Annotated in this window: 20 protein-coding genes; 9 read left to right on the top strand and 11 right to left on the bottom strand. The window is 48.8% G+C overall.

The features are described from left to right. Positions 1-65 precede the first annotated feature (65 nt). The 3 genes from MPET_RS14205 to hgcC form a co-directional block, all read right to left on the bottom strand. Positions 66-1,511, bottom strand: a complete 1,446-nt coding sequence (locus tag MPET_RS14205; protein ID WP_013330731.1) for a C45 family autoproteolytic acyltransferase/hydolase — start codon at positions 1,509-1,511, stop codon at positions 66-68. Positions 1,512-1,626: 115 nt separating this feature from the next. Next, a complete protein-coding gene (locus MPET_RS14200; protein ID WP_013330730.1) occupies positions 1,627-2,454 on the bottom strand; it encodes an arsenite methyltransferase in 828 nt (275 codons plus the stop codon). Between the two features lie 6 nt (positions 2,455-2,460). After that, positions 2,461-2,742, bottom strand: coding sequence for an HgcAB-associated protein HgcC (hgcC, locus tag MPET_RS14195; protein ID WP_013330729.1), 282 nt, complete (start codon positions 2,740-2,742; stop codon positions 2,461-2,463). Positions 2,743-2,867: 125 nt separating this feature from the next. Here hgcC and MPET_RS14190 point away from each other — a divergent pair, with 125 nt between their 5' ends. From MPET_RS14190 to MPET_RS14740, 3 genes are all read left to right on the top strand, one after another. Continuing rightward, the gene (locus MPET_RS14190; RefSeq protein WP_048131208.1) at positions 2,868-3,605 is read left to right on the top strand and encodes a DUF2202 domain-containing protein; all 738 of its coding nucleotides are present in this window, start codon (positions 2,868-2,870) and stop codon (positions 3,603-3,605) included. A gap of 88 nt (positions 3,606-3,693) precedes the next feature. After that, positions 3,694-4,446 (top strand): DUF2202 domain-containing protein, encoded by a 753-nt coding sequence (locus MPET_RS14745; RefSeq protein WP_013330727.1) that lies wholly within the window; start codon positions 3,694-3,696, stop codon positions 4,444-4,446. Between the two features lie 108 nt (positions 4,447-4,554). Continuing rightward, complete coding sequence (locus MPET_RS14740; protein WP_013330726.1) at positions 4,555-6,321, top strand: ATP-binding protein; 1,767 nt, start codon at positions 4,555-4,557, stop codon at positions 6,319-6,321. A 27-nt stretch (positions 6,322-6,348) separates the two neighbouring features. On the opposite strand, the gene MPET_RS14175 is transcribed toward MPET_RS14740, so the two are convergent. Beyond that, on the bottom strand, positions 6,349-7,146 hold the full coding sequence (locus MPET_RS14175; protein ID WP_013330725.1) for a serine protein kinase RIO: 798 nt from the start codon (positions 7,144-7,146) through the stop codon (positions 6,349-6,351). Between the two features lie 272 nt (positions 7,147-7,418). On the opposite strand from MPET_RS14175, the gene MPET_RS14170 reads away from it, so the two are divergent. After that, positions 7,419-8,393, top strand: coding sequence for a HAMP domain-containing protein (locus tag MPET_RS14170; protein ID WP_013330724.1), 975 nt, complete (start codon positions 7,419-7,421; stop codon positions 8,391-8,393). An 8-nt stretch (positions 8,394-8,401) separates the two neighbouring features. Next, positions 8,402-8,638: a hypothetical protein gene (locus tag MPET_RS14165; RefSeq protein WP_013330723.1), complete on the top strand. Its 237-nt coding sequence runs from the start codon at positions 8,402-8,404 to the stop codon at positions 8,636-8,638. A gap of 100 nt (positions 8,639-8,738) precedes the next feature. On the opposite strand, the gene MPET_RS14160 is transcribed toward MPET_RS14165, so the two are convergent. From MPET_RS14160 to MPET_RS14150, 3 genes are all read right to left on the bottom strand, one after another. After that, complete coding sequence (locus MPET_RS14160; protein WP_013330722.1) at positions 8,739-9,410, bottom strand: flavodoxin family protein; 672 nt, start codon at positions 9,408-9,410, stop codon at positions 8,739-8,741. Positions 9,411-9,459: 49 nt separating this feature from the next. After that, positions 9,460-10,410: a tyrosine--tRNA ligase gene (locus MPET_RS14155; RefSeq protein ID WP_013330721.1), complete on the bottom strand. Its 951-nt coding sequence runs from the start codon at positions 10,408-10,410 to the stop codon at positions 9,460-9,462. A gap of 68 nt (positions 10,411-10,478) precedes the next feature. Continuing rightward, positions 10,479-11,651 (bottom strand): SLC13 family permease, encoded by a 1,173-nt coding sequence (locus tag MPET_RS14150; RefSeq protein ID WP_225353828.1) that lies wholly within the window; start codon positions 11,649-11,651, stop codon positions 10,479-10,481. A 268-nt stretch (positions 11,652-11,919) separates the two neighbouring features. Between MPET_RS14150 and MPET_RS14145 the strand changes: the two genes are divergently transcribed. Then, positions 11,920-12,279 (top strand): SpoIIAA family protein, encoded by a 360-nt coding sequence (locus tag MPET_RS14145; protein ID WP_013330719.1) that lies wholly within the window; start codon positions 11,920-11,922, stop codon positions 12,277-12,279. A 3-nt stretch (positions 12,280-12,282) separates the two neighbouring features. Here MPET_RS14145 and MPET_RS14735 read toward each other — a convergent pair whose 3' ends face one another. Next, on the bottom strand, positions 12,283-15,102 hold the full coding sequence (locus MPET_RS14735) for a PAS domain S-box protein (RefSeq protein WP_013330718.1): 2,820 nt from the start codon (positions 15,100-15,102) through the stop codon (positions 12,283-12,285). A gap of 206 nt (positions 15,103-15,308) precedes the next feature. Between MPET_RS14735 and MPET_RS14135 the strand changes: the two genes are divergently transcribed. The 3 genes from MPET_RS14135 (at position 15,309) to MPET_RS14125 (ending at position 19,919) form a co-directional block, all read left to right on the top strand. Then, positions 15,309-16,235: an ABC transporter ATP-binding protein gene (locus tag MPET_RS14135; RefSeq protein ID WP_013330717.1), complete on the top strand. Its 927-nt coding sequence runs from the start codon at positions 15,309-15,311 to the stop codon at positions 16,233-16,235. Next, complete coding sequence (locus MPET_RS14130; RefSeq protein ID WP_013330716.1) at positions 16,225-17,412, top strand: ABC transporter permease; 1,188 nt, start codon at positions 16,225-16,227, stop codon at positions 17,410-17,412. The genes MPET_RS14135 and MPET_RS14130 overlap by 11 nt, the downstream gene beginning before the upstream one ends. Before the next feature lie 140 nt (positions 17,413-17,552). Continuing rightward, positions 17,553-19,919, top strand: a complete 2,367-nt coding sequence (locus MPET_RS14125; protein ID WP_013330715.1) for a PAS domain S-box protein — start codon at positions 17,553-17,555, stop codon at positions 19,917-19,919. 138 nt (positions 19,920-20,057) lie between these two features. Here MPET_RS14125 and MPET_RS14120 read toward each other — a convergent pair whose 3' ends face one another. From MPET_RS14120 to MPET_RS14110, 3 genes are all read right to left on the bottom strand, one after another. Then, positions 20,058-21,485: a cryptochrome/photolyase family protein gene (locus tag MPET_RS14120; protein ID WP_013330714.1), complete on the bottom strand. Its 1,428-nt coding sequence runs from the start codon at positions 21,483-21,485 to the stop codon at positions 20,058-20,060. 104 nt (positions 21,486-21,589) lie between these two features. Continuing rightward, the gene (locus MPET_RS14115; protein WP_052297271.1) at positions 21,590-21,955 is read right to left on the bottom strand and encodes a DUF5658 family protein; all 366 of its coding nucleotides are present in this window, start codon (positions 21,953-21,955) and stop codon (positions 21,590-21,592) included. A 201-nt stretch (positions 21,956-22,156) separates the two neighbouring features. Beyond that, positions 22,157-22,693 carry a hypothetical protein gene (locus MPET_RS14110; protein WP_013330712.1) on the bottom strand — a complete coding sequence of 179 codons (537 nt, stop codon included), beginning with the start codon at positions 22,691-22,693 and terminating at the stop codon, positions 22,157-22,159. Between the last annotated feature and the right edge of the window lie 32 nt (positions 22,694-22,725).

Genomic DNA, 22,725 nt, shown 5'->3' with positions numbered 1-22,725 from the left:
TTAATAATCCTGCTTTACATTATTATTTTTTTTGATCGTGTTTGGGAAGTTTATTCGAAAAAAGTTTAAACTGTTTCCCCGGCCTCAAAGAAATTCCACGAACAAACCGGGAAGGAGTCGAGATACCCTTCGAGGTAGCCGAACTGAGGGTGTTCTTCGAGATAGGCGTCCGCGTCGAATCCGATTCCCGACGGTGCACCCCACCGGGCTATAAACGACATATTCATCGCCATGCTGCTGTTAGTTGTTTTTCCGTCGTAGGAGCCCGAAGGCTTGTAGGGTTCGCGGTTGTATGCCGGGATTGGATCGAGTTCATAGTGACCCTCGACCGTTCTTGATGACGGTATTTCCTCCTCCTGCCAGACGTCGTAATGATCCGAGAGTATCGTCTTTGCATTCTCCGTATTGATCTCCCCTGCATACTCCTCCATCAGTTCAGGGAGACGGACCATTCTCGAACCTACACTGCCCCTGATCTCTGATGGATCGAGCCCGGAGCATTCGAGATTCCTGATCATGGGGTCTTCGACCGAATTCGCTCCTACGAAGTATCCGTCCGTCGTCTTCGAGACGTTGAAGAACTTGAGGCCCTGCTCGAATCTCATTATCTCGCCGGTCTTCGCGTCGCCGACCAGCCAGCTGTTTGCAAACCCGCCGCTCCTGTTCGTGTTCATAATCGTTACGAACGAATCGAGATCGTCTGCGTACTGGGCGGCCTTCCTGAGCCTCATGAAAGAGGGCGTTTTATTTGTCTCGTATTTGTTGAAGCCGCTGATCGTAGTCTCTGTTATCATCAGTCCGGCGCCGGTTACGAGGAAATCAGTGGAACTGTCGATAAGCCCCGGGGCTGTCTGCATCAGGATGGAGTTTCCGGTATCGGGGTTTAAGTCGGAGATTACATGGAAGAATCTCGCCCGCTCATACGGGGTCCATGTGGTATGTGCGATTACGATATCCCCGTCTTCGGTGGCTGACCCGGTTGCGATGAATGCGCTGCACCCGTCCATCTCGTCCTCCATGCCGGCATAAACGCCCGATTTGACAATCGGCCACCAGTATCCGACCGTCTCCTTGTAGGAGTTCCAGCCGAGTATGTCCTGGAACGTAACGTTCGTGCCCGCTGCGTTCGCCCCGTCTGCTATCCCCTGGATCTCCAGGATATACTCCTCATCGATAGTCGGGAGATACATCTCAACTGCACTTTCTGCGAAGAAGTCGAACTCCATTCCCGTATTGTAAAATGTCAGGTAGCGGAGACTGCTCATGATCTCTTCGATCTCGGGCGCCATGAGGTAGCCGTGCTGAAAACCTCTTTCGTATGGGGACCCTCCGGTATGAAGGTAAGTCCAGCCGTCCTGCTCGAACCTGTACCCGAGCCCGTCGGGCGATATTTGGATATCTCCCGCTTCACCCGCGGCGACAACGCCCACCTGAAATGCCAGAAGAATAATGATAACAATTGCAGATGATCCTGCAATGTGAATTCCGGATCTGCCTGATAATCCGTTCATAAATACCAGAAAATGAGATTATCATCCGCAGATAAATAGATATCCCTGTTGATCCGAATAAAAACGGAAATCTGCTTTCAGAAGATAAATTTTATCATTTCCAAAAAAGGTTCTGTTATTTTTTATAGGCCCGAACCTTAACCGAAAGAACGGTCTTTTCTATCTCTGCGAGTCGTTCTTTTGTGATACCCTCATCTTTGAGAATATCCTGCACGACAGGATCGCTCGTGAACTGATCGAGGGGAAAGATCGCTTCGGATACGATCTCAATATCCCTGAAACCAGCTTTTTCAATGCACCCGAGGTACTCATCTTTTAGGAGGGCCCCTGCAATGCACCCGGTATACCCGGTCCCGGATTCGCTGATGAAATCAGGAAGCCTCTCTGTGACGACGATATCGGATACGTTGATCCTTCCCCCGGGAGAAAGCACCCTGAACGCCTCGTTGAATACCGCCTGTTTGTCGGGCGACAGGTTGATTACGCAGTTGGATATTATCACGTCGACAGAGCAGTCTTCGAGCGGGAGATCTTCGATCTCGCCCTGCCTGAACTCTACATTAGTATATCCCCCCTTTTCAGCGTTTTTTCGGGCACGCTTCAGCATGTCCGGCGTCATATCGACCCCGATAACACGGCCGCTCTTCCCGACCCTGTTCGCGGCAAGGAAGCAGTCGAATCCCGGCCCTGAGCCGAGGTCGAGGACCGTCTCACCCTCTTTCAGGGATGCGATCGCGACCGGGTTTCCGCACCCGAGGCCGAGATTAGCACCTTCCGGGACTTCGGAGATCTCGTCTCCCGAGTAGCCTGCCTTCATGCTCAACTCTTCGGCGGACTGCGTCGCCCCGCAGCAGCACGGGCTGCACCCGCAGCTGTTCTTCTCCTGGCGGGCAACTTTTCCATAGTTCTCGCGAACCAGGTTTTTTATGCCTTTTTCCGTCATATTGTCCTAGTCCTCATTTTTTCTTCCGGCGACATTCTTCATCATAGGTTCCAGGTAATCGGCTACCATTCCTGTTATTTTGTCGGTTTTCACAAGCGAGAGGCAGCAAACAGCTCCGTTTTTCTCCCATCCTATAAGGACAAGGCGGTCACCGTTTTCAATTCCTGCACGGTCTCTAATCTCCTTCGGAAGGACAATCTGTCCTCTTGAATCGACCGAAACCACAGCCTCTATGCAGCATCGTTCATTTTCATTGCAGCACCCGCATGAATCAGACTTTCCGGTCATCGTTATCTGTATGATCTATTCATTGACATAACATGAATATTCAGATATTTCAAAATATTCAGAAATATGATCCTGGTGACTGCAAAAATAATATAATCTCCGCCGTCTCTATCGGATTGATCGAGATGTCTAAGGGATTTAAAAATGCAAAAATGGCGTTTATGGTATTCGTCCTGGTGGTGCTTGTCGGATCATGCGGCTGTATGCAGTACGGAACAGGGAATTCAAATAATGCCGGAACTGCAGGCTACGGGGGTTACGGGTATGGCCAGGGAGGCCAGGGGGGGCAGAACGGAAGCGGTTACGGGCAGGTGAATACAGGAAATCTCGTGCAGGAACTTGCGTCCTATCCTCTCACCAGCCTGACAGCCGAAGAGGAGGAGTGGATTCTCTATATGGCCGAGGAGGAGAAGCTTGCAAGGGATGCCTACCTGTACTATTACGACAAGTGGGGGTCTCAGGTCTTTTCAAACATCGCCGGCTCCGAACAGACGCACATGGATTCAATGGCGCTGTTGATTGAGAGATACGGGCTTGAAGATCCTGTGACCGATGAAAGGGGTGTTTTTACGAACTCCAGCCTGCAGGCGGCATATGACGATCTTGTAAATTCAGGTTCGGTTTCAGAGATCGATGCCCTGACTAATTCGGCCTATATCGAAGAACTGGATATCACGGATCTTGACGAAGCGATCGCGGGGACGGACAAACAGGATCTGGTACTTGTGTACAGCAACCTGAGAAACGGATCTGAAAACCACCTTCGTGCGTTTATCCGTAACCTGGGTGTTCTCCAGCCTGCACTTGAACCGGGCCCTGTTCTTCTGTCGCAGGAGGAGTTTGACAGGATTACCGGCTCATAAACTCCCCTCCGGTTTCTGTATATTTTCAGTGGAAATAGCGCCGTAACCAATATGTGTATTCAAACCAATGATCAGGATGAGAGGTAAAATGAAAGCTGTGCATATCAATAAAATAAAAATCATAATTCCGCTTTTTCTCACAATCGCTCTCGTAATAACCTGCGGATGTCTCCAGAACGAGGCAAATCCCGGGGCTGCCAACGGAAGCCCGGGGGGCCTAGGTTCGGGCTCCGATCAGGGTCCTGGCCCTGCAGCCGGTCCGTCGTTCAGGGAAGGATACTATGGCAACAACCTGTCGGTTTATATCTCCACAGGGCTTGACAAATATCCGGTCGGGGAGCTGACCGGAACGGAGACGGCGGATATCCTGTATATAGCGGAAGAGGAGAAGATCGGGCGTGATCTCAGTCTCATGTATTTCGATATCTGGGGAATGAGAAGCTTCCTGAATGCAGCCGGTTCAGGGCAGGCGGATCTCGATTCTATGGAGATACTTATGGAAAGATACGGGCTTGAGAACCCTGTAAGGGATGAACGCGGAATGTTTACCAATACAAGCCTGCAGGAGTTGTATACGGGAATGGTGTCTTCCGGCTCTGCAACGGCGCAGGACGCCCTGAACAATTCCGTAACAGTTGAGGAGATGCAGATAAAAAGTCTCGATGATGCCATGGCGGCTACGGACAAGGAAGATTTGAAATTTGTCTACGAGAACCTTCGCCGCAGTTCTGAGAACAACCTCCAGGATTTCCTCTGGAGTGCAGTGAACATAACCGAGCGCTACATGGGGCCCGGACCGGTGATAATTCCCGGAATTGAAGCAAACGAAACCTCCGCCTGAAAGGCGGAAATGCCGGTAAAATTCTATTTTTTTCTCAAAGTAAGAATTCGTAGCAGTAAATCTTATTGTCGATAATAATTAAAAATATCATATAACTAGTGAAACCGGATGAGGCAGACTTATGAAGGGGGCATTCTCCGGCCGACGGGCATCTATATATGTGAAAGGCTCTATGAATCCGTGGAACCTGCTTTACTGAAAGAGATCTTTTCTCCATTCACTGTAGAGGTTTTTCCACAGCAATGCGGCACCGGATGCTGTTGTGATTCGGTATTCAGGAATGCGGTTGAAAGGGTCTTTGAAAAATACGGTTATGTATGTATTCTTACATGTTCATGCCAGGAAAATTCTTTTCCCGGAGACTGCTTCGACGGAAGGCTGATTGAAACAAAACAGGGTATGGATCTTCTGCTCCCTCCCGGTCTTTTTTTCGGGCCGGATAAAGCTGACAGCTGCTTTGTACTCCCGTCCAAATCCCTGGATAATGAAAAGTATCTCTCTTCTGTCAGGAATTTCTGCATAAAGGACGGGAAAATAACTCAGATAGTCGTCCCGGACACAGGCTCGGGTGCCTTTGATCCTGAGTTCGTTCATGTAGCCGGAAAGATAACCGGTCTTCCGGTGAAGATCGCCAGGATGGGTCTCGATTTCTTTGAAAACAGTCTCGCATCCAGGCTGTACGAATCAGGCTACAGGCAGATGGAAAGGGCGGTAGAGAGATCCGAAGCCGAAAAGAACGAACTTGACAGGAAGTATTCCGATTCCCTTGTGGCTATGGATATGCTCGGGCTTCTCGTCGGACTGAAAAATGAGGAAAACGTAATTGAAGCTACAATAGAGTTGATCTCTACGATCTTTTCACCGGAGCAGGTGGTCTACGTTGCAGTCGCGGAAGGCATCGTCACATCCGTATCGAAGCTTAAGCAGGGGGTTGGAACTGAATCGGGACTTGATAAACTCCGCGGGTCGGAGTTGCCGGAGATATCAGAGAAGATCTCCAGGAGCGGATTTATCCTTCCCGTATCCGTATGGGGTGAGATCGTCGGAGTTCTTTCGGTTGAAGGGCTGGACACCCCGTCCGACTGCGAAGGTTACCTGAGCACCATCCGGCTTTTTCTTCCTTTATGCGGCCTTGCGATCAGGAATGCAAGGAATTACTCCGCTCTCGAGGTGGCCCTGAAAGAAAGGGACGATGAAATTGAACTCAGGAAGAAGGCGGAAGAGGCTCTATCGAAGGCTATTAAAAAACTCGTTCTTCTGTCGAGCATCACGAGGCATGATATACTCAACCAGATTATGGTTGCCAATTACTATCTTGAGGTTGCAATGGAGGACTATGTTGAGTTAAAAGTGCAGCTTTCTCCTGCGATTAAAGCGGTGGACCAGATAAAGAGGCAGATAGAGTTTACCCGCGACTACCAGGAGATGGGTGTTTCACCGCCTGCATGGCAGAATCTTGCCCCTCTGATCTCGGAATGTTTCTCTGTGAGGGACTATCCGGCTGAGATTGAAGTTGTTTTAAACCTCCCTCCTATTCAGATTTTAGGGGATCCTATGCTTGGAAAGGCGTTCTGCAATATAATCTCAAATGCCTACATCCATGCCGAAGGAATGACCCGGCTGGAGATCTCCGGGGAGCAGTCGGAGGACGATTTCATAATCCGTATAGCAGACAACGGCCAGGGTGTTCCTGCGGATAAAAAAGTGCTGATATTCAGGCCAGGGTACGGCAGAATTCACGGCTACGGCCTTTTCCTTGTCTCTGAAATTCTCGGGATTACCGATATCACGATCCGGGAATGTGGAAAAGAAGGGGAAGGTGCGGTGTTCGGGATCGGTATTCCGCCGGGGTCCTGGAGACGGGCCGGTAACTGATCCACCCAGATAAGTTATGGTGCCGGATCAGGGTGTCATCCGGTGCTCGCCGACGACCTTTTTGAAGAATTCCTCTTCGTCTTTTATATTGCAGAATCTTTTAAAGAACCGGTTTATATTGCGGATGTCGCGGACAAGGAATTTTATCGCCTTCGGGTGATCGGGGGTCACGGCCTGCCCCATATCGATTATAACCGGGTGTTCTCCGTCGAAGAGGATATTGAACTCAGAGAGGTCGGCGTGGACAAGGTTAGCTTTGTTGAAGAGCGTGTCGATCGATTCCATTACCTCGTCGTAGACTGCCTGCATGTCGATCTCATCGTGATCGACGGCTCTCAGCTGTGGGTATGGGGTCTCTCCTTCACCCATGAGCTCCATGATGAGGATGTTCCTGTCGAAATGGAGTGGTTTCGGGCACCTGATTCCGGCATCGTGCGCTCTCATGAGGTTTGAGTACTCCTTCTTAGTCCAGGCGAAGATGATCTCCTTCCTGGATTTTCGAACCGATGAAAAACGCGGGTCTCCGGCGATGTATTCGCTCATAGTCTTGAAGCTTGCCGACTGTATCCTGTAGATCTTGATCGCGACTGGCTTTCCCTCCCAGTCCTCGCCGTAGAATACGTTTGCCTCCTTTCCGGTCGAGATCGAGCCTCCGATAAGAGAGATATGTTTCTTGTTGACGAGCTTGTAGAGTGCAAGAAGGGTTACGTCGTCGAAGACATTCTCCATGACCTTGAACTCGTCTGCCTCCTTCAGCCTGATGCCGAGCTTTTCGACCTCGCGGTCGAATTTCTCGAGTAATTTGTCCCTGTCCAGATTCTTCACCGGTCCTTATGTTCCTGTTTACGAATTGACTCTATCATCATATATAGTTCCATGAAGATAAGCCTCGTACAAACTTCGTAATTTTAGAAAACCCAACTGAATAAAATAAATTTCTCAATCATTTTTTACTGGTATTAACATAGAAAATATATTCTACATTGGCAAAGTATATTTTTTAAATCTGGAAATTATTTTTCAGTACTGATTCGTGCCTGTTTTGTGATTATGGGATTTTTCGATCAATTCATGGCAGATTCGGAACTGGTGGTTTTATGAGAATTTCAATAAAGTATAAACTCCTCGCGGTGATGCTTCTTCTTTCGGTAGTGCCGCTTGGTGTTCTCGGGATGATATCCCTCCAGGACTCGAACAACCTGAGCAATGAAATCGCTGGTGAAGCCCGGAGCATCGGTGAGATCTCGATTGAAGAGAGTACGGATGCACTAACGGCTCTTGGTGCCGAACTGATGAAGGTTAAGGCGGAGGACGTTGCGAAGCAGGTCGAGATATACATTAAAGAGCACCCGGACATGACGATCGCCGACCTGAGGAACGATACGGAATTCAGGTCGATTGTAGTCCAGGATGTGGGAGAGACCGGGTTTACTACAGGCATGGATGCGGATACCCTTGTAATCCTGTTCCACAGGAACACCGCCGACGAAGGGATCGATCTTCACGATAAAAAGGATACAAATCCCGAATACTACAAGCTCCTGCAGAGCGGCTGGGGATATATCGATACCTCCGGGTATTATACATGGACCGACGAGAATGGCGATGTCAGGGACAAATACGGGTATTTTGTTGTTGCACAGGCTCCGACGGCAGACAACGTCTTCCTGAGAATCGGAGCGACTGTCTACACGGATGAGTTCTCCGGGCCTTCGAAGCAGACCGAAGAGAAGATCCAGGAGAAGCTGGACGAAGCCGAGGGTAAGATCTCGATGAAGACTTCGGAGATGTCGACCCAGAATACGGTCCTGATAATCACGATTCTGACGATCCTGATCGTTACAGCAATCTCGTTTGTCTTTGCCGCCTCGATTACAAAACCGCTTCACAGGCTTCGTGACGTGGCGGACAGGGTGAGCATGGGCGATATGGAGGATACGGAGATCGAGATCACAAACGAGGATGAGATCGGCGATCTCGCGGAGTCCTTCCAGAGGATGATCGTGAGCATGAAGTACTACATGTCGAAAGCGAATCGTGATTCGGATCGTGACGAGGAATCCGGGGAGTGAGCTGAGAAATGCCGGACTACAACAGGTACCAGAAGATGATAATAAACACGCTTGCAAGGAAGCTCGGCCCGGCTGCCGGCGACTTTGCTGACGATATGGCGAGAAAGACCGGTACGAAATTCACGGAGATCTCTCCGGGAAATATCGAAAATTTTGCCTCTCACGTGGAAAAGAATGCAGTGCAGTTCATATCCCCGGCAGAGGCCCAGTTCATCGCCAATACCATCAGGAAACTCAAGGCCTGATGAGAAATTTGTTTTTAAAGTAAGTTAAAGCCGGATTATATCGTGGAGGAGATTATCTCTTCCCTCCGGTTCCCGGACGGCAAAATATGAGATATGGTATTTATTCTATCCAGCCTTTTTTGACCCACCGTTCGTAATCTTCGGTGCGGAAATCCCCGTTTTCGATAACAATATCCCTGAAGAATTCGCGGTTTTCGGAGATTTCAGCCTCCTGTACTGGATCGGAGTATCCTGATGCTATCGCTTCGGCCAGCTTTTTCCCAAGAGAAGCGGCTTCGTCCTCCTTATTGTAGAGCTCCCCCGCATCTCCCCCGGTTGCGACGCTGATCCCGCCAACCGAGATTACGCCGAGATAGTTGAGGACGTGGTTCAGGTACGAAACTACCTCTTCCCCGCCGGACGTATGGGTTGTCGCGACCGAACACCCGAACTTTCCGTCAAGGATCTGGTAGTGTATCGCATCGGCAAGGCGGTCGAAGAAGACCTTCATCTGCCCGGATACGTTGTCGATATAGACAGGGGATGCGAATATGATTCCGTCTGCCTCCTTCATCCGTTCGATTACGGACGGGACATCGTCATTATAGACGCACTCTCCCGAGAGGGTGCATCCGTCGCAGGCCGTGCACGGTGTTACCTGGAAGTCGCAGATGTCGATTATTTCAGTTTCGGCGCCGGCTTCTTCTTCCGCTCCGTCGAGCACCATCCTGACAAGCTTCCTCGTCGTGCTGCCGACCGTTCTCGGGCTTCCGTTTATTGCAAGGATCTTCATTCGTAATGCCTCGGTTTATTAAAAAAAGGATTGTTTTACAGGATTATATTCATTCGTTCATGTATTCCCTTGCGGGGGCGAGAACCTCGATGAGACCTTCGGTCGTCATGCCCTTGAGGTCGGCGGGGTGGATCTCTCCTGCGGCATATGCGGCTTCGCACTCCTCGTACGATGCGAACTCGCGGTCGCCGCCGAACTTCTCCGGCCTCTTCAGGGTGACTGTGCTCATCCTCGGGAAGACATGGTATTTGAGCGTCTGGAGCACGGGGTTCTCCTCGATCTCCGGCGGGCAGAACGCCTTCTTCATCTTCTTCCTGATCTCATCCTCCGAATCCGCGACAGAGATGTAGTTTCCTTCTGACGACGACATCTTCTTACCGTTGAGGCCGTTCAGGATGGGAGTGTGCATACAGAGCGGAGCCTTTGCGCCGATTGTGGGGAGATACTCTCTTGCGAGCATGTGGATCTTCCTCTGGTCGATTCCGCCGAGCGCCATATCGACGCCGAGCGTGTGGATATCGACCATCTGCATGATCGGGTAGACCATCTGGGAGACGCGGGGTGCGTCCATGTTCCTTCCGACCTCGTCCATGCTCCTCTTCGCACGATTGAGCGTTATCGCCTGCGAGAGCCTGAGGACGTTGAGTTCATATTCGGACGTGAGCTGAATGTCGGTTCCGAGAACGAACTCGACTCCTTTTCCCTTGAGGCCGACTGCCTCGAAGCACCGGCGGTTGTAGTCGGAAAGCTCCCTGACCTCGTCCATCGTCCCCTTCTGGTTCAAAAAGGCATGGAGATTTGCGAGGAGAACGACGACCTTAAACCCGGCATCCCTAAGGTCCATAAGTTTGTTTATTGTGACGAGATGTCCGAGGTGGATCTCGCCCGAGGGTTCGTATCCGGCATAGACGCTCTTTTCGGGCTGTGCCATCACTGCCCGGAGTTCGTCTTCGGTTACAACCTCTACTGTATTTCTTATTGCAAGCTCGAATGAGTCCATTCGTTATAATTTGGCTTGCCATGAGGATAATTGTAGTGGTGGGGGTGGGAGATCGTGAATATCCGGTCTCAAAACCCCCCGAGAAAAACGAGATAAACCGCCGTCTGAACGATCGTCAGGGGGACACCGACGGCGGCGAACTTCAGGAAGCCGATCGTATGCCCGATCTTCTCGGCATTCTGGATGATTATTATATTGCTCGCCGCCCCGAAGATTAGAAGGTTTCCGGCGAGCGTGCTCCCGGCGGCAAGAGCCATCATGACATTCTCCTGGGCCCCTGCGGCTGTAATCATCGGGAGGAAGAGAGCAGTGAACGGAACGTTCGATATCAGCTGGGATGCCAGAATCCCGAGCGACATTACGAGCGGCACAGACGAGAAGATCCCCGGTGCACCTTCCGCAAGCGCTGCAGGTATCCCGGTGTCCCATACACTCTGCATCAGGACGAACATAGCCGCGAAGAAGACGAGGGTCTGCCAGTCGATGTTCTTCAGAATTTCCACCCTCTTCTTCGAGAGAGCGATCACCGGGACTGCGGCGGCAAGTGCGATTGCGGTAAGCGGAAAGAGCGATCCGGAGCCAAGGAAGCCGGCGAGGATACGGATCACGATAAGTCCTGCAAGGATGAAAAACCCGATGAGGGCGATTCTCTCCTGCTTTTTGTCGATCGAACATTCTTCAATCTTAAAAGAGCAGAATTTTCCGAATTCGCTCCTGAAGAAGATTCTTATTGCCGCAAAAGCCAGGAAGAGGGAGATGACTGTCGGCAGCGCCAGGTATGCGGCGAAGACCGCGAAAGGGTTTTCGATCCCCGATTCCATCGCAATCAGCAGGTTCTGGGGATTTCCGACCGGGCTCATTACACTCCCGGTGGTGACCGAGAACGCAAGGGCCAGAAGAAGCATCTCGGGCGAAAGCCGTGTCCTGAACGCCAGCGAGAGGACGAACGGCGTTCCGATGATCGCAACGGTATCGTTCATCATCAGCGCCGAGAGGATTCCGGCGCAAAACACCAGGAGGAGGACGATCGCAGAAGGGTTTTTTGTGTTCCTGAATATTTTATTCGAAGCCCTGACAAGTACACCGCTTTCGGAGAGGGCTTCCCCGACTACGAATGTTCCGAATAAAAATATCATCACGTCGGGGTTGATCGACGCGAAAGCTGCCACCGGGGAGATCCCGCCTGTTAAAAGCACCGCCAGTGCTCCTCCGGTCATGATATGCCATATTTTCAGCCGCACCGGCAACACATTCCTCACGGCTATGAGGACAAGTACGGCTGCAAGGACAATTATCGGGATCTGCGTAATGATTCATTATAGTTTTCAGTTAATCATTCTGCCGTATTCATGATCCCAACCCTAAAACAGATAAAGGGACTAATGTAGAGGAAAACTGAATATAATGCGGTATTATGCTTCAATTATTGTATCCTGCAATCCATATTTGATACATCTCAAAACGGTTTTATATCATATGTCTCTATAATCTTTCTCCGGAGGGACCTTTATGCTGAAAATTCTTGAAAGAAGCCATGGAAATTTTATCGGGATTGAAGCTTCAGGCGAGATTAGTGAGAACGATATCAGCGAGATAACCCCGCAGCTCGACGAACTTATAGAAAGATACGGGAAAATCAGCTGGCTTTTTGTAATCAAAACCGGCAGGTATGAGACAGTCCGGGCATTTTACGAAGACATTTCCTGGCTGTTAAGGAATCTGAAGCACTTCGACAGGATGGCGATAGTCGGAGAGACGAAGGCCGAAGAATTGCTGGTTAAGGCTGACGGGCTCCTTTTCGGTGAAAAGTACTTCGATATATCCGCAATTGACGAAGCCTGGAAATATATAGAAGGAATTGAGAACTAAAACCTAAAGATATTCGATATTTTCTTTCTCCGGATTATTAACGGATCTGCAGCCGTCAGGCGGTATGATTATTTCAAAAACGGCACCTTCCCCTTCTTTTCCGCATTCCTGTATTCTGATGTTTGTAATGGACAGTATCTCTTTTGAGAGGAATAGGCCCAGGCCGGAATTGTCCCCGAAACCGCGGAGGAATATCTTCTCCTTGTTACATTCAGGAATTCCGCATCCGTTGTCTTTCCAGAATATGGATATGCCTTCGTCCGTTCTTCTGCACGAAACAGATATCTCCGATACCCTCTTCCCGTGCATCAGTGAGTTGCCGAGAAGATTTGAGAAGACTTTTTCAAACATAGGGTCTGCATAGACCTCAATCGCTGGCAGGGAATTCTTTATTGCAATCTCTTTAGGGGCTTTCAGTGAATTCAGTATCCTGGAGGGATTCTGCCACGAAGGCTCCGATGCCCCTAGTTTATCGTACAAACCGGTAAATTTGATGAGATTTTCGATGTCTTTAACCTGGGACTTCAATTTCTCAAGAATCTCGGACTGATCAGGATCCGATGCATTGTCCTTTACAATCTCGAGGAATCCGAGAACCGGGGTTACTCTGTTGAGTATGTCGTGTCTTGTAATACTGTTTAACAGCAGGAGTTTGTGGTTGGCCTGAATCAGGGCATCTTCAGCTTTCTTCCTCCTGGTAATATCGGCTGCCTCTGGAACAAGATAGATGATTTCTCCGTTTTCATCCCTGACCGGTCTTATGGAAAAGTCGAGAAGTCTTAAAAATCCGTCCCTGTCTGTGATTTCAGTTTGGGATTTTACCGTAACCCCCCCGGCGGCCATACTTACTGCGTCTTTGATCTTGTCCTGCAGGTCCAGCCGTTCCGTCCACCATTCTGTGTTCCATATGTATTTTCCGATATAGTCATCAGGCTCCCCCTCGACATACTTCATAGCGGTCCTGTTGACATTTAAAAGTCTTCCTTTTCTGTCAAGAATGCCTGCAAGCTGGAAGGATTGGTCAAATACCGCTCTCATACGCCTTTCGCTTTCAAGAGTACTGTCATGAGCCTCCTTTAGAGCCGAAATATTTCTTGAAACTCCTAATATTACTTTATTTCCACCTATTGTACCCAAGGTTACCCTTGTTTCTGCAGGGATAATTTCTCCTTCCTTTGTCATAACGGGAATGAAATGCGACCCGAGATTTCCTTCTGTAATCCCGTTGAGGATGATCCCGGTTTCATCCCTGAATTCTGGAGGGTGGATAGTGGATATATGCTGTCTGTGAAGTTCTTCATCCCTATATCCTGTATATTTCTGGAGCGACGAGTTCGTCATGAGAATGATGCCGGAGGTATCTGTTATAAAAAGATAATCATTGATCTCGTTGAAGAAACTCTCCAAATTCTCCCTCATTCTTTTCATTTCCTCATTAATACGGCTCCTGAATATCGCCCCAGATGCCTGTGTAGCAAGGTTTTCAATCGAGGTTTTAATATCAGGAGGGATCTCATCTATTTTCTTTGAGGCACAGACCAAAAGCCCGAGGATTTCATTCTTATATACGATCCTTACGGCATGGAAGCACTTTATCCCCTCGTCACCGATCCGTTTTTCATCAAATTCCGGGATAAATACGTCCCCGGTTCTTGTGCATGCGGATCCCGTATCAAAAAAACTGCCGGGATTTTTCAGCACCATGACTGAAACCCTTTCCCTGAATTCTTCGGATATTCCTGTTGATGCTTCGAGTTTCAACGTCCCCAAATCCGTATCTGCAAGATATATTCCGCAGGCATTTATACCGTCAAGTTCGCTTAGGGAGTTTAAAACAGCCTCTATTGAACCGGATAATGTTGAATTGCCGGCAAGAGAAAAACCGAGGTCCCGCTGTATTTCAAGCAGCCTGCTGGTTTTCTTTATGTGGGTAATATCCCTGATCGATTCTATCGCACCGGCGAGATTCCCGTTTATATCGTAGAGGGGCGATGAGGTGAACCATTTCGAAACATCTTTCTCCACCCCGAAAACAGGGAAAAAACCTTCGGATACAATTCTGTTCCCGCAGGAGGACACAGGTGAATGATTGTATTTTATCTTCAGGTCCGGGTTAATTACGAGATCTATCAGGATCGGATGTCTTCGCCCCAAAAGCCTGTAAGAGTGTTCGTAGTCCCCCCTGCCCATGACATCTTCGGCCTTTGCACCGGAAAGCACCTCCATTGCACTGTTCCATGCGATGATCCTTCCTTCGTTATCTATGGCGAATGTCGGGTCGGGAAGAAATGTAATAATCTGCTGAAGCCTGTTAAGACTCTCTGCAAGTTCCGCTTTATTCCTGTGGGCATCCTCGAGATTGTCCTTCAGCTCTTTCTCGGCGAATTCGAGTTTGCTGTTGATCTCTCGTAATTCCCTGTTTTTGCGGACGATCTCATCTTTCTTGAACTTCCTGTCGACCGCAATCTTAAGTTTGTAAACCAGTTCTGCAAACTGTGCCCTGGGATCGCCGCCTTTCTGGATGTAAAAGTCCGCACCGTTGTTTATAGCCTGTATGACGACATCTTCGCGTCCCTTTCCGGTGAATAATATGAAAGGTATGGTGTTTCCGGCACCCCTTATCTCGGAGAGAAACTCTATACCGTCCTTTCCCGGCATCTGGTAATCGGAGATGATGGCGTCGTAGCTGTTCCCTTCAATCATCATCAGGGCTTCATTCACCGATTTTGCAGTATCAATCCGGAATTCTCCGCCTCTTTCAAGATACTCTTTTGCAACAACAAGCAGGAGTTCTTCGTCATCGACGTAAAGGGCGGATATCATCTTATAATAGTAGATTGAACGAGGGTGACTTAATCTTTAAGAATTGAATCGGCTGGTCAACCGTTGATAACCGGGCGGGAGTTAATCGCTTATATTCATTCTTCGTTCGAATTTTTCTGTTGTCCGGGGCTGAACTTCATTAAACACGGAATTAAAACCTGCAGTGCAGTTATCATGCCCCGGATCAAATACTAATCGTCAGCATTATGGATGATGTAAAGAGTGTGGGGAAGACGGACGGCGAAATTCCTGTCCTTGAACTGTCGGGGCTTTTCAAATCATTCGATAAAAAGCCTGTACTCGTTGATATCGGTTTTGAAGTGAGGAAAGGTGAGATTTTCGCGCTTTTAGGCCCTAACGGTGCAGGAAAGACTACTATGATTAGGATCATCCTGGATATATTCAGGCCGGATTCAGGAAAGGTCTCTGTTCTGGGCGCCCCGTTTTCCGAGGAGACCAAGAACAGGATCGGCTATCTCCCCGAAGAGGGAGGAATTGACAAAAAACTAAAGTTGTGGGAGTGTATCCGGTTCTTTGCATCCCTGAAGGGAATGGCCGATCCCGATCCTGCAGCCGAAACATGGCTTTCCAGGATGAACCTGTCGGATTACAGGAACAAAAAGGTGGGTGAACTCAGCAAAGGAATGTCAAGGAGACTGCAGTTTATAATCGCGGTCATACACACCCCGGAGATCCTTATTCTTGACGAACCGTTCTACGGCCTTGATCCGGTGAACAAGAAACTTATAAAGGACACCCTGCTCGAGCTGAACAGGGAGGGGATGACCATTATCATGAGCACGCACCAGATGGACGAGGTAGAGAGGATGTGCGATCGCCTCCTCATGCTGAACAGGGGTAAAATCGTCCTCTACGGGGGGATCAACGAGATCAGGGAAAGCTTCGGTTACTCCGTCAGCCTCGGCTATGAGGGGGTGCTGCCTGAACTCGACAGCGGGAGGATAGTCTCAATAAACGATTATAAGAGCCATGCGGAGCTCGTGATAAAATCAGGTGCAGATACCCAGGATATCCTGAGAGAACTTGTCGACAGCGTCAGGATAAAGAAGTTCGAGGTCGGTGCAAGGTCGCTCAACGACATATTTATCGAGGTTGCTGAAGATGGGCAGTAAAACGGCAGTAATAGCACGCCATGAATTTTCAAAGACCGTACGGAGGAAGGGCTTTTTATTCGGGACATTCGGGCTTCCGATTCTTTTAATGCTGGTATTCGGGATCGCATTCTCCCAGATGCCCGGCCTTATAGGGGACACGGAACAGCAGGATACGGGTTTTGTCGATTATGCCGGAATTCTCACAGCGGGTGACGGCTATATATCATACCCGGACGAGTCTTCCGCCGAAGCGGCAGTAGGAAATGGGGAGATCACGGACTTTTTCGTTCTCCAGGCGGACTACCCGGATACCGGGGCGGTGACCGTTTATACAACAAAGAGCCCTGTTGCAGGCATTGACTACAGCGATATAGGGGTGTTCATCCGCAGCAGCATCGTGAATAATGCCGGTCTTCCGTATTCCACATCCGAGAGGATAATCGATCCTGTGAAAAAGACAGAGACGGTTGAGCTCGATGACGAAGGCAATGTGGCGGAGAATGAACCCCTAGGGGCATTTATAATTCCGATGATCCTTGCCTTTATGCTCGTGTTTTCAATTATAACCTCGTCCGGCTATCTTATGCAGGGTATCGGGGAGGAGAAGGAGAACAGGAGCGGGGAGATGCTCCTTTCTTCGGTATCCGCAGACCAGCTTCTCAGGGGAAAGATATTCGGGTACGGTGCGGTCGGTCTCCTGCAGATGGGGGTATGGATTGCGATGGTGGCCTCCGTTCTTCTTCTCTCCCCCTTCTCGGGACTGATCTCAGGGATCGGCATTTCATGGATAATCGTCCCGGTGCTGGTTTATTTTATACTCGGCTATTTCCTCTATTCAATCTCCATTGCATGCACTGCGGCGATATCGACGACCACGGCCGAGGCCCAGCAGTCCTCGATGATATTTACGATGTTTGCCATTATCCCCGTGGCGTTCTCCGAGTTCATAGTGAGCGCTCCCGATTCGCCTGTCCTTACTGTACTTACATACTTCCCTTATACGGCACCCTTCATCACGATTTTCAGGCTTTCGACAGGGGACGTATCTTATCCGGAGATCGCCGCAAGCCTTGCAATACTTTTGATCTCCATATATGTCGCGGCAAAGCTCTCAGCCAGGATATTCAGGATGGGAATGCTGCTTACCGGCAAAAGGGCCGGGCTTGCCGATGTAATCAAATTTTTGAAGGGCTGAAAAGAGGAAATATGGAACAAATGATACCTTTATATTCCTTTCATTTTAACTTTTTTTCATCAAGGGCAGCCGGGTATTTTGCATTGTGATGTTAATTGATGCCGGGGAGGCCGTGACTGCCCGAAAGGTGAGGTTTCTGTATGGCGGATGCAGGTGGGATTAATAGCAGGATTACCGGAAGTTTCCTGGCAGCTGTATTTTTTCTGCTTCTGATCATACCGGCGCAGGTATCGGCAGCCGATACGGCTTACTCCGGCGATGTCATCACAATAGTTACGGGTGACAATTATCCCCCCTTTTCATTCAGGGACGGTAATGGGGATCTGCAGGGTATAAGCATCGACCAGTGGAAACTCTGGGAGGAAAAGACCGGTATAGAAGCTGATATAACCGGGATGTCCTGGGCGGATGCGCAGGCGGCATTTGAATCCGGGGAGTATGGTGTGCTTGAAACTCCCATGTATACACCTGAGAGAGCTGAAAAGTATGAGTTCTCAAAACCATATGCGGAAGTAGAATCGGCGATTTATTTTAACAGCGAAATTTCGGGGATCAGCGGACCCGACTCGCTGAAGGGTTTTGTTGTCGCTGTCTTATCCGGCGACGCTTCATATGATTACCTGGTGGAGAAAGGCGTCACTGACTTTGCCGAATATGACAGTTATGAGGACATTATTCTTGCAGCAAAGGAGGGAGATGTGGTCGTATTCGTTATGGACTCCCCCCAGGCTGACTATTATCTCTATAAATCAGGACTGCAGGACCAGTTCAGGCGTACAGAACCGCTGTATACCAGTCATGTGCACAGGGCTGTTCTTAAGGAAAATTTCCTCCTGATTGATTTTATCGACAGCGGGTTCGACAGTATTTCTGAGGACGAGTACAAATCGATAGATACGAAGTGGTACGGTATTTCTGAAATGCAGGAGAGGGATCTTACACCGCTGTTTATATTTATGGGGGCCATTCTTCTCTGCATGCTCCTCCTGGCCGGATGGAACCATATCCTTAAATTAAGAGTTAGGGATAAGACATCAGAGCTCTTAAGGGAGGTGGAATCTGGAAAAGAGATCACTGCAAAACTTTTCGAGAGCGAACAAAGATTCAGGAAGATATTCGACAATGTAAACGATGCCGTATTTCTAATATCCGCAGAATCTCCGTATGAAAAGGGGGCGATAATCTCTGTAAACAGGGCCGCATGGGCGATGCTCGGTTATTCTGAGGATGAGCTGATGTCATTGTCTCCTCCTGAAGTCCACTCGGAAAAAGGGAAGGCTGATCTCGATAGAGCCGCCGAAATAATCAAAAAAGACGGAAATGCGATCCTTGAGACAGAATACCTGAGAAAGGACGGTTCCGTATTCCCTGTTGAAATATCTCTTCATTTCTTCGTCCTCGGTGAAAGAAAGGTCGTCCTTGCTGTTGCAAGAGATATAAGCGAAAGGGTAACCGCATTAAAAAGACTTGAAGCGAGCGAGAGGAGGTACAGGAATGTCGTTGAGGACCAGACCGAGCTCATATGCAGGTTTAATAATGATTTTACGATAGAATTTGCAAACGATGCATTCTGCAGTTACTTCGGCCTTGAAAAAGAGAGTGTTGCGGGTAAAAAAATATCCTCTTTTATATTACCACAGGATATGGAATGGCTCAAAGAGCATATTAAGAAACTGACACCTGAAAGTCCCGGCATATCTGTGGAGCACAGGATCATTCTTCCGGACGGAAGAGTGCGGTGGCATGCGTGGTCGAACAGGGCTATTTTCGATGAGAATGGAAATTTTATCGAATTCCAGTCTGTGGGAAGGGATATTACAGAGACCCGGCAAAAGGACGAGGCCCTTGCACTGGCTGCAAAAAAGCTCAATATTCTGAATAATGTGACCCTCTCGGAGATACAAAATTATCTCTTCTGCGAGCAGGGTTATCTCCAGCTTACAACCGATCTTTCAGAGAATGAAAAACAGAAGGAATTTCTCGGGAAACAGGCGTTTAATCTTGATAAAATCACCAGGATCATCCAGTTTGCCAAGAACTACCAGGGTCTGGGAATATCGCCCCCAGAGTGGCACGACTTTGAGAAGACGTTTATCTTTGCAATATCGCATACAAACACTGCGCATCTCGAAAAGGATTTCGATGTATCAGGAATATCGATATTTACAGACAATCTTCTCGAAAAGGCCCTTGCAGAGATGGTCTCGAAACTCCTCTCCTACAATAAGGAAGCAACCAGGCTTTCGCTGAAGTCGGAGACTGAAGGAGAGATGCTTAAAATAATCTTCGAAACCGACGGCGGGGGTATTCCGAAAGAGTCGGAGGGGAAGATATTTTCAAGGGGTGGCGATCCCGATACCGGAATCGATCTCTTCCTGATAGAAGAGGTACTGTCCGTTACGAATATCTCCATAAAAGAAACAGGAGGTCCCGGGAAGGGAATACGGATCGAAATAATTGTACCCCCCGGGATGTTCAGAATGGGAGATGGTTCTTTCGCAGGTTAGATGGGAATACTGCCTGAGTATGAAAAGGGAAAGATTAATTATTAAAAAATTTTTATAGATTAATCAATGGATGGGGGAATGTCCGATGAAGCCCTGGGAAGTGTCCTGTTCTTCGTCGCCATATCCGTAGTCGTTGCGTCAACGATGTTTTATTGCAGGTTCTGCTGAGTCCGAGGTTTTTCCGGCCGCCCCTGAATAAATGATCTTCGCAGCCCGGGCCTCGTTTTTATGATCCACTATGGGATTCGGGTAGCCGGCGGGCGGAACGGATCCTGTTTTGTCAAGGTTATGTATCTCTTTGGGCTCAAGATCAGAAAGTTCAGGTACCCATCTCCTTATGTATATGCAGTCGGGATCGAACTTCTTCTGCTGCAGCCATGGGTTGAAGATCCTGAAATAGGGCTGTGCATCGCATCCTGTTGAGGCCGACCATTGCCAGTTGCCGTTGTTTACGGAAGGGTCATAATCGGTAAGCTTAGACGCAAAGTACCTCTCCCCGGATCTCCAGTCGATGTGCAGGTCCTTCACGAGGAATGAGGCGGCAGCCAACCTTTCGCGGTTGTGCATGTATCCTGTATCATTCAGCTCTCTCATTCCGGCATCAATAATCGGGAACCCGGTCATACCTTTGCACCACTTATCAAAGAGCTCTTTGCTGTCGGTCCAGTGTAGCGATTCAAACCTCTTTTGAAACGGCCCTTTGAATACATGAGGGTAGTGATAGGCGATATGGGTGAAGAAGTCCCTCCAATACAACTGCCTGATAAGCCCGTGCCCGGGGCCCAGGGTATCGGATATCCTGCGGCAGATCTCCCTCACTGATACAGTTCCGAACCTCAGGTGGGCAGAGAGCATGGAGGTGCATGCTTTGGCTGGGAAATCTCTCTCATCTTCATAATTTTTCAGTCTTCCTGTCTCCCCGAGGAGCCTCAGCCCTTCCGATCTCCCCCCTGAGAAGGCCCTGTTTTTAGCCTCCTCCGTTCCGGATTTTCCAAAGGGAATATCGTGGGATGCTCCGTCAAAGAGCTCCTCCCGCGAAAAGTTCTGAAAGGTGCAGGTCTCAGGCTCGTGTACCGGAATGAGGGAGGCATTCCTGTAGAACGGCGTAAATACCTTATACGGTTCACCGTCGCTCTTCCTTACGTCTTCGGGTTCGTTGAGGAGAGCTCCCGGCACGGGAAAAAAACTGCAGCCGGCATCGTTGCATGTTTTCTTCAAAGAATTCTCTCTTTTTATTGCATAAGGGGTGTAGTCCCGTGTCATATAAACCGCTTCAACACCGGTTCTGCATAATTTTTCTGCAAGTTTCAAAGCACCTTCATCGTAAAACCGGATCTCCCCTCCTTTTTCTGCAATCGCGCCCGATAGATCGGAGAGGGACTCGGACAGAAACGCGAGCCTGTTCTCACATAGTGCAGGATTTTCCGTGGCGAGATTTTTTTCGGCTGCAAAAAATGTTATGACACTTTCTGAGCTGGCAAGTGCGGATAAAAGGGGGGGATTATCGTCTATTCTCAGGTCTCTCGTGAAAATATGTGCAGACAGGCTGAAGGTTTTTTCCGGCATTATGATACCGGATTGACCTCCTGTATGAAAAATGTTTGCCGACAGTTCCCGGCAGCGGGGATAACGTGGATATAAAAAAGAGTGATTTTGGTCGATTACCGGAGTTAAGGAATTATCAGGAGCATCTGGGTTACGTTGTGGACGATTACAAAGGTGTACCAGATTATAATTACTGTGACTGCGACCGTCCCGGACCTTTTCGTTATCCTGTTGGAGACATATGCAACGACTGCAATAAGCGAGAGGACGGCCATCTTAAGGGCGGCATGCAATGGTACCGAACTGACAACCATTTTCATCAGTGAGTTCATCTCGTATCCGCCGAAAGAAAGGATCACTTCTGTCGTGATCACGTCCATCATGAAGAGGCCCCACAGGATGAATATACCGTACCAGAGGTAATGACTGGCATCTCCCGATTTCCTGTAGACCGGAGTATTATTGTATACATCCATCCTTCTGGCCTCCATTTTTCCACCGGTGTAACGATGGCTCTGAAGTCCAATATATCCTCACAGTTTATATAATTACGCCTTATGGCAAGCTATATCCGGGATTGGTGGCTGGATAGGATTAATTAACACTTCACTATAAAAAAATAATATTCTTTAACCTGCATAATCGCAAAAAATCCTTTGTTTGTATGAATAGCTAAAATTTGTAATTATTATTTAAAAAGTCAGACCTTTCTTTCTCAGGATGAGCAATGATACGAGCACCCCCGCAATACAGATCCATGCCGGGAGCGGTGATTGTGTCTGCACCGGTGTCGATTCGGTCTCTATGGTTTCGGTGGCTTCTTCAGCCGTTGTTTCTGTGGGCGTAGCTGTGATGATCTTTGTAGCAGGGTTTCCTGTTACAGTGAATGTTTTCAGCGTGTCTGAAGAACCCCCGTAGGAGTACTGGGAGTTTGCCGGAATGCTCATGGTGTAGTCCCCGTCAGTCCATCCTGAAGTATCAATCTCAAGATACCAGTTTCCTCCCTCCTGGATTGTAAGAGGGACGGTCGCAACCTTGTTGTTGCCTACGGGGGCTTTTTTGTAGAACTCCATGACAGTTGAAAATCCTTCGGGAAGCGTGCTTGTTCCTGAAACGTACAGTGTAGTGCCGGATTCGATTGTCGAAGGCGCCTCAAAATTGATCAGGTAGGCAGATGCACCGCTGACAAGAAGAAAGATGCACAGAAGACTGGTGATGATCTTTTTCATAAGAGGATAATGGATATTTTCCAATATATGCC

Origin of the sequence: Methanolacinia petrolearia DSM 11571 (genome assembly GCF_000147875.1) — an archaeon.
GTDB classification, from domain to species: domain Archaea; phylum Halobacteriota; class Methanomicrobia; order Methanomicrobiales; family Methanomicrobiaceae; genus Methanolacinia; species Methanolacinia petrolearia.
This window is presented reverse-complemented; position numbering and strand designations above follow the sequence as displayed.